Source organism: Streptomyces hokutonensis, assembly GCF_042751305.1.
GTDB classification, from domain to species: Bacteria; Actinomycetota; Actinomycetes; order Streptomycetales; family Streptomycetaceae; genus Streptomyces; species Streptomyces hokutonensis_A.
This window is the reverse complement of record NZ_JBHYWD010000010.1, coordinates 205,907-219,902: the sequence shown is the minus strand read 5'-3', so window position 1 is coordinate 219,902 and position 13,996 is coordinate 205,907. Positions and strand designations below refer to the sequence as shown.

The window sequence follows — 13,996 nt, the reverse complement described above, 5'->3', positions numbered from 1 at the left end:
TCCGCCCACCCCCTTTATAAACACTTATTTTTCGGTCGCCTGCTTTTTTTTTTTATATCCCACCCCCTTGTTGGTGGGGGGTTTATTTTTACACTTCAAACATCCCCCCGTTCCACAACCTCAGCTCTCCGAGGCCCACCACTCCTTGAGTGCGGCCACCGCCGCCTCATGCTCCATCGGCCCGTTCTCCAGCCGCAGTTCCAGCAGAAACTTGTAGGCCCGGCCGATGACTGGCCCCGGCGTGACGCCCAGGATCTCCATGATCTGGTTGCCGTCGAGGTCGGGACGGATCGAGTCCAGCTCCTCCTGCTCCTGAAGCTGAGCGATGCGTTCTTCCAGCCCGTCATAAGCGCGGGACAACGCGGCGGCCCTGCGCTTGTTCCGCGTGGTGCAGTCCGAGCGGGTCAGCTTGTGGAGCCGGTCCAGGAGCGGGCCGGCGTCACGGACATAGCGCCGCACCGCCGAGTCGGTCCACTCGCCGGTGCCGTAGCCGTGGAAACGCAGGTGGAGTTCGACGAGCCGCGAGACGTCCTTCACCAGCTCGTTGGAGTACTTGAGCGCCAGCATGCGCTTCTTGGTCATCTTCGCGCCGACCACCTCGTGGTGGTGGAAGGATACCCGGCCGTCGTTCTCGAAGCGGCGAGTGCGCGGCTTGCCGATGTCGTGCAGCAGTGCGGCCAGCCGGAGAGTCAGGTCGGGACCGTTCTCCTCCAGTTCGATCGCCTGCTCCAGCACGATCAGCGTGTGTTCGTAGACGTCCTTGTGCCGGTGGTGCTCGTCGCTCTCCAGGCGCAGGGCGGGCAGCTCGGGCAGGACATGGTCGGCGAGACCGGTGTCGACGAGCAGCGCCAGGCCCTTGCGGGGGTGTGCGGAGAGGATCAGCTTGTTCAGCTCGTCCCGCACCCGCTCGGCCGAGACGATCTCGATCCGCCCGGACATCTCCTTCATCGCCGTGACGACCTCGGGAGCGACCTCGAAGTCGAGCTGCGCGGCGAAGCGTGCCGCCCGCATCATCCGCAGGGGATCGTCCGAGAAGGACGCCTCGGGAGTACCCGGGGTACGCAGCACCCGGGCCGCGAGGTCACCGAGACCGCCGTACGGGTCGACGAACTCCTTCTCCGGGAGGGCGACAGCCATCGCGTTCACCGTGAAGTCACGCCGGACGAGGTCCTCCTCGATGGAGTCGCCGTACGACACCTCGGGCTTGCGCGAGGTCCGGTCGTAGGCCTCCGACCGGTAGGTGGTCACCTCGATCTGGAAGCTCCGGTCGACACCGCCGACGCGGGCGTCCTTCTGCACGCCCACCGTGCCGAAGGCGATCCCGACCTCCCAGACGGCGTCCGCCCACGGCCGGACGATCTTCAGTACGTCCTCGGGCCGCGCGTCCGTCGTGAAGTCCAGGTCATTGCCGAGCCGGCCGAGCAGCGCGTCGCGGACCGACCCGCCGACCAGGGCGAGGGAGAACCCGGCCTCCTGGAAGCGGCGGGCGAGTTCGTCGGCGACGGGAGCCACCCGCAGCAGTTCGCTCACCGCGCGATGCTGCACCTGGCTCAGGGCACTGGGGTTGTCTTCGTTGGCGTTCGGCACAACAGAAAAGGGTACGTGGCCCGGGCGACCCCGGGCGCCTCCATTAAACGTCCACGGACACGTCCCCGTATATCGGTGCAAGGGCAGCCCTTGCGATGTACCGGAGCATTCCTCTTTATACGCGCATATACAGGACGCACCGATATCGATCTGCGATCTTGTGGAGCAGTCCGCGGCACTTCCCCTCAGCGCGCATCGTTACCATGCGTGGACGCACATTGCGACGACCACTGACGACGACGAGGGACGGGCGAGCGCGTGGCCGAGGCGGCAGACTTCCAGGGGACGTGTCCCTCACCTGCCCGCCGGTGGCTGCGGCGCACCGGCGCACTGCTCGCCGGGGCGCCTCTGCTGGCCGGCCTCCTCCAGATCTCCGTCGCCGCGCCCGCCGGCGCTGCCGAGCAGACTTCTCTGCAAGCCGCCTCCGGCTCGCAGACGGTGTCCGTCTCCGTGGACACGCTCACCCCCGGCATCCCCACGGACGGCGACACCCTGACCGTCTCCGGGACGGTGACGAACAACGGCAAGCAGGCGGTCACCGACGCTCATGTGGGCCTGCGCCTGGGACAGGCTCTGAGCACCCGCTCGGCGATCGACAGCGTCGCCGAGCGCACCGGCTACGTCCAGGGTGTCGACGGCTCGGAGATCGACGACAAGTACACGCAGAAGTTCTCCAAGCTCACTCCGGGCGTCGCCGAGCCCTTCACGCTCTCCGTGCCGGTCGACAAGCTGGACCTCGGCGACGACGGCGTCTACCCGCTCGGTGTCTCACTCTCCGGCCAGACCTCCGCCCAGCCGTGGGACCAGGTGCTGGGCATTCAGCGGACGTTCCTTCCGTGGCAGCCCGACGAGGCGGACACGAGGACGAAGACGACGTATCTGTGGCCCCTCGTCTCCTCCGTCCACATGACGGCCCAGACGGGTTCCAACGAACAGCAGACGCCGGTCTTCCTCAACGACGACCTCGCCAAGGAGATCGCCCCGGGCGGCCGGCTCGAGCAGATGCTCTCCCTGGGCAAGGACCTCGATGTCACCTGGGTGATCGATCCGGACCTGCTGGCCTCCGTCGACGCGATGACCCGCAGCTACAAGATCCAGGGCGACGGCGACACCACCACGACAGGCACCCACCAGGCGGTCGCCAAGGCGTGGCTGGCCGAACTGCAGTCGGCGGTGACGGACAAGGAGGTCGTCGCCCTCCCCTTCGCCGACCCGGACCTGGCGTCGCTCGCCCACAACGGCACCAGCGTCACCGGCTCGCTGAGCCACCTCAAGGACGCCACGGACGTGGCCGCGACCACCGTGGAAACGGTGCTCCACGTGACACCGACCACCGACTTCGCATGGCCGGTGAGCGGCGCCGTGGACCCGTCGATCATCAAGGTCGCGACCTCGGCCGGCGCCGACAAGGTGATCGCCCGCAGCGACAGCCTCCAGGAGACCGGCGGCCTGTCTTACACGCCCTCCGCGGCCCGCCCCATCGGTGGCGGTACGACGGCGGTGGTCGCCGACGCGCGCCTCTCGACGGCGTTCGAGGGCGACCTGACGAAGGCCGGGGCCGCCACGCTCGCCGAGCAGCGGTTCCTGGCCCAGAGCCTGGCGCTGGACCTGCAGACGGACAAGCAGCGCAGCATCGTGGTCGCCCCGCAGCGCATGCCCACCGCGAGCCAGGCCCAGGCGATGGCCGAGGCCCTGACGGCCCTCCAGGGCAGCACCTGGACCGAGTCGCAGGATCTCACCGCGGCGGCCAAGGCCAAGCCGGACCCGGGTGCCACCACGAAGATCCCGTCGTCCTCCAGGTACCCCTCCTCGCTGCGGAAGCAGGAGCTGCCGAAGTCGGCCTTCGAGGAGATCGCGACCACTCAGGACAAGCTCGACAGCTTCCAGGTGATCCTCAGCAACGAGGCCCGCGTGGTGACCCCCTTCGGGCGGGCCATGAACCGTGAGATGTCCACGTCGTGGCGGGGACAGGCGGGTGAGGCGGCGAACTTCCGCCAGGGCGTGCTGGGTTATCTCGACGACCTCATCGACCAGGTCAAACTGATCGACAAGTCCGAGACCAAGCTCTCGGGCCGCAGCGCCACGATCCCCGTAACCGTGCAGAACAACCTGGTGCAGGGCGTCGACCACCTGATCCTGCGCCTCACCTCGACGAACCCCACGCGCCTCAAGATCGGCGGCAAGGCCTACACGGAGCAGCAGGTCACGGTCAACGGCGGGCACAGCCAGTCGGTGAAGTTCACCACGACGGCCAACGCCAACGGCAAGGTCGGCGTGGTCGCCCAGCTGTACACGGAGGACGGCCAGGAGTATGGGCAGGCCGTCAACTTCGACGTGAAGGTCACCGAGGTCACCGCCACGGTGATGCTGGTCATCGGCGGCGGTGTCCTGCTGCTCGTCCTGGCCGGCTTCCGGATGTACACCCACCGCAAGCGCGCCGCCGCCCGCCAGGCCGAGGAGGAGGGGCCCGACGGGCCCGACGACGCGGCCGGCGAAGCGCCGGAGGGCCCGGAGCACCCCGAGGGCCCGCAGGACCGTCTCCAGGAGGAGTCCGGCACTCCGTCCCGGGCAGACGACCCGGAGCACCCGAGTGACCCGACACCGGACACCGCACCGGAAAGCGCCGACCCGTCCGGCACGGGTGAGAGAGTGGACCGTTGAGCGATGTCGTGGCCGGTGGGCCCGGGGACGATGAGGTGGGGTAACCATGAACGCGCCGTACGACGGTGACCGCGGTCAGGGCGCGGGCAGCTCGGGCCACCCCGAGGGCCCGCCGCCCGAACACGGCCAGGTGCCGCCGCAGCCCCCCGCGGACATGTACCTCCAGGACGCCTACGACCAGGACCCCTACCGGGCGCAGGACCTCTCCGCCCAGGACCCGGTCGCCGAGGCGCTCTACGACCGCGCCGCACACCCCCCGCCGCCTCCGGGCACGTACCAGCCGCAGCCCCCGCTCTACGCCCCGCCTGCCCAGTCCCCGTACGCCCCCGACCCCCGCGTGTGGGCGCAGACCCCGGCGCCCGAGCCCGAGGGGCCGACCCAGTACCTGCCCTACGGCGACGACGCCCGCACGACCCAGTTCGTCGGCGTCGACGACCTGGTGACCGGGGCCGGCGAGAACTACCAGGAGCCGGACGCCTTCGCTCACCTCTTCCGGGATCAGGGCCAGGGCGGCGGACGCCCGTCGATGGATCCCCCCGGGGTCCCCGGCCCGTCCCCGGCACCGCCGTCGGGCCAGGCACCCCTCGCGCCGACCCCGGCACCGATGTCCGACGCCACGATGCAGCTCACCCCGACGGCGCCGGCGCCCGCGGCGGCCCCCTCTTCCGCGAAGGGCGGCCGGGCCACGGGGCTGTTGAAGTCGAGTGCCGTCATGGCGGCGGGCACGATGGTCTCCCGCCTGACGGGCTTCGTACGGTCGGCGCTGATCGTCTCGGCGTTGGGCCTCGGCCAGCTCGGTGACTCTTTCCAGGTCGCCTACCAGTTGCCGACCATGATCTACATCCTGACTGTCGGCGGTGGCCTCAACTCGGTCTTCGTGCCCCAGTTGGTGCGCGCCATGAAAGACGACGAGGACGGCGGCGAGGCCTTCGCCAACCGCCTGCTGACCCTCGTCGTGGTGGCCCTCGGCGGCCTCACCGCCCTCGCGATGTTCGCGGCACCACTCCTGGTGCGCATGCTCTCGACATCGGTCGCCAACGACCCCGCCGCGAGCGAAGTCGCCGTCACCTTCACCCGCTACTTCCTGCCCTCGATCTTCTTCATGGGCATCCACGTGGTGATGGGCCAGATCCTCAACGCCCGCGGCAGGTTCGGCGCGATGATGTGGACCCCGGTCCTGAACAACATCGTCATCATCGTGACGCTGGGCATGTTCATCTGGGTCTACGGCACCGCCGGCAGCTCCGGCATGACCGCCGGGAACATCCCGGCGGAGGGCCAACGACTCCTGGGAATCGGAGTTCTCCTCGGGCTCGTCGTGCAGGCCCTGGCGATGATCCCGTACCTGCGGGAGACGGGATTCCGCCTGCGCCTGCGCTTCGACTGGAAGGGCCACGGCCTCGGCAAGGCCGCGATGCTCGCCAAGTGGACTGTCCTCTTCGTCCTCGCCAACCAGGCGGGCGCCATGGTCGTCACCCAGTTGTCCACCGCCTCCGGCAAGGACTCCGGCGTCCTGGGCACAGGCTTTGCCGCCTACGCCAACGCCCAACTGATCTGGGGTCTGCCGCAGGCCATCATCACGGTGTCCCTCATGGCCGCCCTGCTGCCCCGCATCTCGCGCTCGGCCGCCGAGGGCGACAGCGGAGCCGTTCGCGACGACATCTCCCAGGGCCTGCGTACGACCGCCGTCGCGATCGTGCCCATCGCCTTCGGGCTCCTCGCCCTGGGTATCCCGATGTGCACCCTGATCTTCGGCTCCTCGGGCACCGGTTCCGCCACGAACATGGGCTTCATGCTGATGGCCTTCGCCCTCGGCCTGATCCCGTACTCGGTGCAGTACGTCGTCCTGCGTGCCTTCTACGCCTACGAGGACACCCGGACGCCCTTCTACAACACCGTCATCGTGGCCGCGGTCAACGCGGGCGCCTCGGCGGTCTGCTACTTCGTGCTCCCGGCCCGCTGGGCCGTGGTCGGCATGGCGGCCTCGTACGGCCTCGCCTACGCGATCGGCGTCGGCGTCGCCTGGAACCGGCTGCGCAAGCGGCTCAACGGCGATCTGGACGGCGCTCGGGTGCTGCGGACGTACGCTCGGCTCTGCATCGCCTCGGTGCCGGCCGCACTGCTCAGTGGTGCGGCCTGCTACGGGATCGGGCATACGCTCGGCCAGGGTGTCGTCGGCTCGTTCGCCGCGCTGCTGGTGGGCGGTGCCGTACTGCTCGGAGTCTTCTACATCGCGGCCCGCCGCATGCGCATCGAGGAGCTCAACTCCCTCGTGGGCATGGTGCGCGGGCGCTTGGGGCGCTGAGCCGGGGGCACACGCACAACCATCGTCCGCCGCCGTGTGTCGTGCATAGCGGCAGACTGTGGGCACAATTGGTTTCGGCGTCGGACAGCGTGCAACGGATGGGGAGGCAGGAGCGGCGGTGGCGGAACGGAGCACGGCTGCCGTCGACGTGGCAGACAACAGCGGCGACAAGCCGCTGACCGCCAAGGCGGACCAGTCCACGGCCGACGGGGTGGCCCAGAACCCGGAGCGGGACACGGACAGCGACCAGGCACAGGGGAGCGGCGGGATCGAGGAAACCGGGAAGGCCTCACCTCCCGAACTGCACAGCGGGCACAAGCTCGCCAGACGCTATCGCCTCGAAGAGTGCGTCACCCGTCTGGACGGCTTCAGCAGTTGGCGCGCGGTGGACGAGAAGCTCCGCCGTGCCGTCGGTGTGCACATCCTGCCCGCGGACCATGCGCGAGCCCGCTCGGTACTGGCCGCGGCCCGTTCCTCGGCGCTGCTGGGCGATCCCCGCTTCGTCCAGGTCCTGGACGCCGTGGAGGAGAACGACCTCGTCTACGTCGTGCACGAATGGCTGCCCGACGCCACGGAACTGACGGCGCTTCTGGCGCCGGCCCCGCTGGAGGCGCACGACGCCTACCAGATGGTCAGTCAGATCGCCTCCGCGATGGCCGCCGCCCACCGCGAGGGCCTCGCCCATCTGCGCCTGAACCCGAACGCGGTGCTGCGCACCTCGTCCGGCCAGTGGCGCATCCGCGGCCTGGCCGTCAACGCCGCGCTGCGCGGCATCAGTTCGGACACCCCGCAGCGCACGGACACCGAGGCGATCGGCGCCCTGCTGTACGCCGCGCTCACCCAGCGCTGGCCGTACGAGAGCGACGCCTACGGCCTGTCCGGGCTGCCCAAGGGCGTCGGTCTCATCGCCCCCGACCAGGTGCGCGCAGGCGTCCACCGAGGCCTCTCGGAGCTCGCCATGCGCGCGCTCGCCAACGACGGTGCCACGGCCTCCCGGCACGAGGCGGCGTGCACCACTCCGGAGGAGTTGGTGAAGGCGATCGGCGAGATGCCCCGCATCCGCCCGCCGGAGCCCACGTTCACCGCACCTCCCGAATACCAGCGCACGACCTACCAACAGGGCACGTACGGCCGTCCCTCGCCGCGTCCCGGGGCCACCCAGGCGGTGCCGGCCCCGCCGCCCCCGCTGCAGAGCCGCACCGGCAAGGCACTCAAGTGGGCCGTGTCCGCGCTGCTGATCGCCGCGCTGGGCCTGGGCAGCTGGCAGCTCGCGGACGCGCTCATGGACCAGGGCAACAGCGACAACAGCAGCCCCACCGAGGGCACTCACGAGGGCACTGACAAGAAGCAGCCCGCCAAGAGCGTCCCGCTCAAGATCGATGGCGCGACCGAATTCGCACCGAGTGGGTCAGGCATAAAGGAAGACGAAGTCTCGCTTGCCATCGACGGGAAAACGAGCACTTCTTGGATCACCCCGCAGTACAAGGGTTATCCGAATTTCGGCAACCTGCCGAATCGGAAAGACGGCAGCGGCATCATCGTGGACCTCGGGAGCGTCAAGACGGTAAGGGGCTTCGATATCACCATGTATCGAAGTGGACAGACTGTCGAAGTACTCGCGGCACCCAGTGGGGGATCATCCCCCTCAGAGCTGTCCGACTTCTCCCAGCGTCTCACGCCGTTGACGACGTCGAGCAAAGAGATAAAGGGATCACTGAAGACTCCCTTGCGCACACGATACGTACTGATCCACATCACTGAACTGCCTACGGACGGCTCCACAGAACTATTCCGAGGCGGCATTTCGGAGATTGGTCTCACCGGGTCCTGAGTCACGACAAGACCTGTCGGGAACGCCGGTCGACGGAATTTTTGTACTTGAGAATCTCCGTGAACTGTTTACCGTGATCCGCGATGTAGCTTTTCTGCAGGCTTGTCTCGATATGCAGTAGAGTGGACAACACCTCGCTCCGCTGCTTACAGGTCACGTCTTCCTCGGCTATACGCTTCTCTTCGGCGGTCGGCTTCGCACTCTGCCATTGGGGATCGTTGTTCACCTCCCACATGTCTTTGTAGTCATGGCCAAATCCCTTCATGCATGTGCTCCAGTCGCTCATGGCTCTGCGAACCTCAGCGTCTCGGCCGGCCACGACGAAGGAATTCTCGTGATACGAAAGCAGATACTGAAGAGTCGGCTTGAGGCCGTCCTTGCCGAATATTTGAGAGCGCGCTCTGCCTGCGCAGCCCCCCGTTCCGCCTTTGAGGGTCTTTCCCGTCTTGGCGGATCTTCCGGTATAGGCTTCTATCTCAGCAGATGACTGCTTGGCTTCGTCTCCTGCATTGCCCGATTCAGAATCATCCGGAGACTCCGGGGGGTGATACCCCCACTTCCGCGCCGTAGAGGTGTCGATAACTCCGTATCTTCCCCCGTTCATGGCCTGCGACGAATCGATGGGGCTTTCCTCGTAGGGCCACTCGTAGCCCAGCCCTGCCATGCAGTCTGCGGCGAGACGCGCCACAGCCGAGTCGTTTATGTGTGCTTGCTTCGGAGACTCGATGTACGCGTCCATGGGGAGGACGATGTCAGTCTTCTTCCGCACGGGCTTATATTCCACCGCGTCTTCACCATGTACCGAACCGGCCGCAGTAGGGGTGGCAGTGTCTTCTTCATCGGCCTGATTCGAATGATATGAGCAAGCCGCCAAGGACAGGCAAGCGATGGACACCCAGGCCCAGGCGATTGATTTTCTCGTCACGTGGTTCCCATTCTCGGAATATGCGTCATCCAAAGAACGCGCCGCCCGGGGCAGTCCGATCGAAACCCCGAGCGGCGCGACATGTTCTCAGAGACTTCAGTATCCGAAGTTGTACACAGTGCCGCAGGTTCGGTTGAAGTGGTGCGAGTTCATGTTGTCATTCGCACTGCGCCCATTTGTCAAAACGATGCGCGCGAAACTGCCGATCTGACCACCTGCGGCAACAGTGAAACACGGGCCGTAGTAGTTCGAGTTGTAGTAGAACGCCACCCGGCTGTTGAGGTCCCAGTTGATCGCCGCACTGACATTCGTCAGAACACCGTCGCCGGCATAGAGATAGTGACTTGAGTTGTCGTACTGCAGCGGGACCCAGGACGGTCGTGAATAGACGTCGATCCGCACCACACCGCCGTCCGTCGCCGGAGCATTCTGGAAGAGACAGACCTTGTCGTCCGCGTTAGGAGACGTACAGGAAGTGGAAGCCTGCGCGGTAGGAGCGAGACCCAGTACTCCCGCGATCGCAGCCCCCAGAACCACCAGTGCAGTCTTCTTGCGCATACACACTCGTTTCATTGTTGACACTGCGCCGACTTGTTTTCATGTCCATGATAAATAAGGAGTCACCCTTTAGCAATCCTTTGCCAGCAACACCCACAGTGAATGCAAATTTTCACATATCACCCCAAAACGGGTACACGCAAATACTCCACCCCTTTCCTTGAAGTCAAGTCACTGAATTCTCTCGTTTACATTCACCCAAAACTCTTATACGGTATATTCGCCAAGCGGAAGGAGGTGAGGATGTTTGCCACTCAACCTCGACGGTGTTCCCGATGACGAACTCCTGGCCCGTCACGTCGAAGGCGACCCGGACGCCTTCGGTGAGCTCGTACGGCGCCACCGGGACCGTCTCTGGGCCGTGGCCCTCCGCACGCTGGGCGACCGCGAGGAGGCCGCTGACGCGGTCCAGGACGCCCTGGTCTCCGCCTACCGGGCCGCCCACACCTTCCGCGGCCAGTCGGCCGTCACGACGTGGCTGCACCGCATCACCGTGAACGCCTGCCTGGACCGCGCCCGCAAGGCCGCCTCCAGGAAGACATCTCCGGTCGACGACACCGAACGCCTCGAACAGCTCCTGGAACCGCACGAGTCGGCGGCCGCCCCGGCGGAGCGCAACGACCTGCACCGCCAACTGCTGGAAGCCCTGGGTACCCTCCCGCCCGACCAGCGCGCCGCCCTCGTCCTCGTGGACATGCAGGGCTACCCGGTTGCCGAGGCCGCCCGCATGCTCGATGTGCCGACGGGCACGGTGAAGAGCCGCTGTGCTCGCGGAAGAGCCAGACTGCTTCCGCTTCTCACCCATCTGCGGCCGGAAAGAGCTGCTGATGACGAGGAACCGGACGCACGACGGAACCGGGCGCAGGGGACATCCGTCCCACCGGCAGCGGGACCACGCGAATCGTCGGGTCCCAAGGATGCAGGGCCGAGCGATTCAGCTGCTGTGAAGGGCGGAGGTGGGCGAGCGTGACATCCACGACAGACACGGCCGGGCACCCGGATGTCGCGGAGATCTCCGACCTCACCGAGGGGCTCCTCCCGCCGTCCAGGACGACTGAGGTACGACAGCATCTGGACGAGTGCGAGCTCTGTGCGGATGTCTTCGACTCGCTGGAGGAAATCCGGGGACTGCTGGGCACACTGCCCGGCCCGCCGAGGATGCCCGCCGAGATCGCGGGCCGTATCGACGCGGCCCTCGCCGCGGAGGCCCTGCTGGGTGCCACCACCCCCGAGACTTTGGCCGCGCCCACCTTGGTGAGCGCGGCCCGATCCGTGTCCGGCGAGGACACCGCGACGCATGTTTCACGTGAAACATCGACTCCGGCAGACCGCCCGTCAGGACGTGCGCATGCGGCGACCGGTCCCGGACGCAAGGACCGGAGTCGCGGCGGCCGTCGCGGGAGGATCGTCCTGGGAGCCGTGTTCACCGCGGCCGTTCTCGGAGCCGGCTCGCTGTTCCTCCAGTCGCTGGGCGACCACAAGACGTCGGACACAGCGCATGGGAACCCGACCAGCGCCGCGGACACTTTCTCCAAGGGGAAGCTGGAGAGCGAGGTCGCGGATCTCCTCTCCACTAAAACCGCCACGAGTCGGGGCGCCGACAGTGGAGGGTCCTGGAACGCCGCGACTGTGCCGGGGGACGGTACGAAGTCCTCCACCAAGACCCCCCAAACCCTGATCCAGCCTTCCGGCACCATCCCGAACTGCATCAGGCAGGGCATCAACCGTGGCAACGAAGATGTCCTCGGCGCCAAGAAGGGCACCTACAACGGGAACGCCGCGTATCTCGTGGTGCTGCCCGATGCTTCCGACAGCACCCGGGTCACGGCATACATCGTCGACGCGGGCTGTGTCAGCCCTCAGACATCCACCCCTGGCAAGGTCCTTCTGACCGAGTCGTACCCGCGTTCCTGACTTCGGACGTCTCATCGCCGGCCAGTGTGGTACTTCCCTCCCGTGTGCCGTCTCCGTGTGCCCGGACACACCGGGAATGCGGGCCCCGTAGGATCCGTTGGGTGGGGTGGAGGCTCTGACAGGGGCTCCCACCGGTCGTACTGACGCAGTCCAGAGACGAGGAACCAAGCCGTGAGCGACGTCCGAAACGTGATCATCATCGGCTCCGGGCCCGCCGGCTACACGGCGGCGCTCTACACCGCGCGCGCGTCGCTGAAGCCGCTGGTGTTCGAGGGCGCCGTCACCGCTGGTGGCGCGCTGATGAACACCACCGAGGTCGAGAACTTCCCGGGCTTCCAGGACGGCATCATGGGCCCCGAGCTCATGGACAACATGCGCGCCCAGGCCGAGCGGTTCGGTGCCGAGCTGATCCCGGACGACGTGGTCTCCGTCGACCTGACCGGTGAGATCAAGACCGTCACGGACACCTCGGGCACCGTGCACAAGGCGAAGGCCGTCATCGTCACCACAGGCTCACAGCACCGCAAGCTGGGCCTGCCGAACGAGGACGCGCTCTCCGGCCGGGGTGTCTCCTGGTGCGCCACGTGTGACGGGTTCTTCTTCAAGGACCAGGACATCGCCGTCATCGGTGGTGGCGACACGGCGATGGAGGAGGCGACCTTCCTCTCCCGCTTCGCCAAGTCCGTGACCATCGTCCACCGCCGGGACAGCCTGCGTGCCTCCAAGGCGATGCAGGAGCGCGCCTTCGCCGACCCGAAGATCAAGTTCGTCTGGGACAGCGAGGTCGCCGAGATCGAGGGCGACCCGAAGCTGGCCGGCCTCAAGCTACGCAACCTGAAGACCGGGGAGCTCTCGGACCTCGCGGTCACGGGTCTGTTCATCGCGATCGGGCACGACCCCCGCACGGAGCTCTTCAAGGGCCAGCTGGACCTGGACGGCGAGGGCTACCTGAAGGTCGAGGCTCCCTCGACCCGAACCAACCTGACCGGTGTCTTCGGCGCCGGTGACGTCGTCGACCACACCTACCGCCAGGCGATCACCGCCGCCGGCACCGGCTGCTCCGCGGCTCTCGACGCCGAGCGTTTCCTCTCCGCCCTCGCGGACGAGGAGAAGGCAGAGCCCGCGAAGACCACCGTCTGACCCCCATCCGCCCCACCGCACGATCAAGTTAAGGAGCCCGCCGTGGCCGGCACTCTGAAGAATGTGACCGACGATTCCTTCGAGCAGGACGTCCTCAAGAGCGACAAGCCCGTCCTCGTGGACTTCTGGGCCGCCTGGTGCGGTCCGTGCCGTCAGATCGCTCCGTCCCTCGAAGCCATCGCCGCCGAGTACGGCGACAAGATCGAGATCGTCAAGCTCAACATCGACGAGAACCCGGGTACGGCCGCCAAGTACGGCGTGATGTCCATCCCGACCCTGAACGTCTACCAGGGTGGCGAGGTCGCCAAGACCATCGTCGGTGCCAAGCCGAAGGCCGCGATCGTCCGCGACCTTGAGGACTTCATCGCCGAGTAATGTTTCACGTGAAACATGAATGGGCCGACTCCCCGGAGTCGGCCCATTTGCTTTGGAGCTGTTCCTGGCTCCTAGAGCGGTCGCAGCGCTGGTTCCTTCTGTACGGCCCCCAACAGCCGGTCGAGCGCCAGCTCCACGTCTTCCTTCCAGGAGAGCGTTGTACGCAGCTCCAGCCGCAGTCGTGGATGAGCGGGGTGCGGGCGGACCGTCTTGAAGCCCACGGCGAGCAGATGGTCGGCGGGCAGTACGCAGGAAGGCTCTTTCCAGCGGGTGTCACCGAAGGCCTCGATCGCCTTGAAGCCCCGCCGCAGCAGATCCTTGGCGACCGTCTGGACCATGACCCGGCCCAGCCCCTGTCCCTGGTAGCCCGGCATGATGAACGCCGTCATCAGCTGTACGGCGTCCGGTGAGACGGGGCTCGTGGGAAACGCCGTTGACCGGGGGACGTAGGCGGGGGGCGCGTAGAGGACGAAGCCCACGGGCACGTCATCGACGTAGACGACCCGCCCGCAGGAGCCCCAGTCCAGTAGGACGGCGGAGATCCAGGCTTCCTTCTCCAGGGCTGTCGTGCCCGCTCTTACCGCGGCCTGGCCGCTGACGGGGTCCAGCTCCCAGAAGACGCACGACCGGCAACGCTGGGGAATGTCCGGGAGGTTGTCCAACGTGAGCGGTACGAGCCGACGCCCCATGAAGGCTGATC

11 protein-coding genes are annotated in these 13,996 nt (G+C 66.9%); 7 read left to right on the top strand and 4 right to left on the bottom strand.

Annotated features, from left to right (window positions below; translation table 11 throughout):
• Window positions 1-120: 120 nt before the first annotated feature.
• Complete coding sequence (locus ACFXC1_RS26660; protein ID WP_381246572.1) at window positions 121-1,587, bottom strand: CCA tRNA nucleotidyltransferase; 1,467 nt, start codon at window positions 1,585-1,587, stop codon at window positions 121-123.
• Window positions 1,588-1,845: 258 nt separating this feature from the next.
• On the opposite strand from ACFXC1_RS26660, the gene ACFXC1_RS26655 reads away from it, so the two are divergent.
• From ACFXC1_RS26655 to ACFXC1_RS26645, 3 genes are all read left to right on the top strand, one after another.
• Entirely contained in the window at window positions 1,846-4,248 is a 2,403-nt protein-coding gene (locus tag ACFXC1_RS26655) for a DUF6049 family protein (protein WP_381246569.1), read from the top strand.
• A gap of 46 nt (window positions 4,249-4,294) precedes the next feature.
• A complete protein-coding gene (gene murJ / locus ACFXC1_RS26650) occupies window positions 4,295-6,553 on the top strand; it encodes a murein biosynthesis integral membrane protein MurJ (protein WP_381246566.1) in 2,259 nt (752 codons plus the stop codon).
• A gap of 118 nt (window positions 6,554-6,671) precedes the next feature.
• On the top strand, window positions 6,672-8,384 hold the full coding sequence (locus ACFXC1_RS26645) for a protein kinase family protein (protein WP_381246563.1): 1,713 nt from the start codon (window positions 6,672-6,674) through the stop codon (window positions 8,382-8,384).
• A gap of 1 nt (window position 8,385) precedes the next feature.
• On the opposite strand, the gene ACFXC1_RS26640 is transcribed toward ACFXC1_RS26645, so the two are convergent.
• Both ACFXC1_RS26640 and ACFXC1_RS26635 read right to left on the bottom strand, forming a co-directional pair.
• Window positions 8,386-9,153 carry a hypothetical protein gene (locus tag ACFXC1_RS26640; RefSeq protein WP_381246560.1) on the bottom strand — a complete coding sequence of 256 codons (768 nt, stop codon included), beginning with the start codon at window positions 9,151-9,153 and terminating at the stop codon, window positions 8,386-8,388.
• A 252-nt stretch (window positions 9,154-9,405) separates the two neighbouring features.
• Window positions 9,406-9,867 carry a hypothetical protein gene (locus tag ACFXC1_RS26635; protein ID WP_381246557.1) on the bottom strand — a complete coding sequence of 154 codons (462 nt, stop codon included), beginning with the start codon at window positions 9,865-9,867 and terminating at the stop codon, window positions 9,406-9,408.
• Window positions 9,868-10,114: 247 nt separating this feature from the next.
• Between ACFXC1_RS26635 and sigM the strand changes: the two genes are divergently transcribed.
• The 4 genes from sigM to trxA all read left to right on the top strand — a co-directional run bounded on the left by sigM (window position 10,115) and on the right by trxA (window position 13,296).
• Complete coding sequence (sigM, locus tag ACFXC1_RS26630) at window positions 10,115-10,837, top strand: RNA polymerase sigma factor SigM (RefSeq protein ID WP_381246554.1); 723 nt, start codon at window positions 10,115-10,117, stop codon at window positions 10,835-10,837.
• Window positions 10,834-11,781 (top strand): anti-sigma factor family protein, encoded by a 948-nt coding sequence (locus tag ACFXC1_RS26625; protein WP_381246551.1) that lies wholly within the window; start codon window positions 10,834-10,836, stop codon window positions 11,779-11,781. Before sigM ends, ACFXC1_RS26625 begins: the two co-directional genes overlap by 4 nt.
• Before the next feature lie 171 nt (window positions 11,782-11,952).
• Window positions 11,953-12,921, top strand: a complete 969-nt coding sequence (trxB, locus tag ACFXC1_RS26620) for a thioredoxin-disulfide reductase (protein ID WP_362984490.1) — start codon at window positions 11,953-11,955, stop codon at window positions 12,919-12,921.
• A gap of 42 nt (window positions 12,922-12,963) precedes the next feature.
• Window positions 12,964-13,296 (top strand): thioredoxin, encoded by a 333-nt coding sequence (gene trxA / locus ACFXC1_RS26615; protein WP_007383275.1) that lies wholly within the window; start codon window positions 12,964-12,966, stop codon window positions 13,294-13,296.
• A 71-nt stretch (window positions 13,297-13,367) separates the two neighbouring features.
• Here trxA and ACFXC1_RS26610 read toward each other — a convergent pair whose 3' ends face one another.
• Window positions 13,368-13,985, bottom strand: coding sequence for a GNAT family N-acetyltransferase (locus ACFXC1_RS26610; protein ID WP_019073361.1), 618 nt, complete (start codon window positions 13,983-13,985; stop codon window positions 13,368-13,370).
• Window positions 13,986-13,996: the final 11 nt, after the last annotated feature.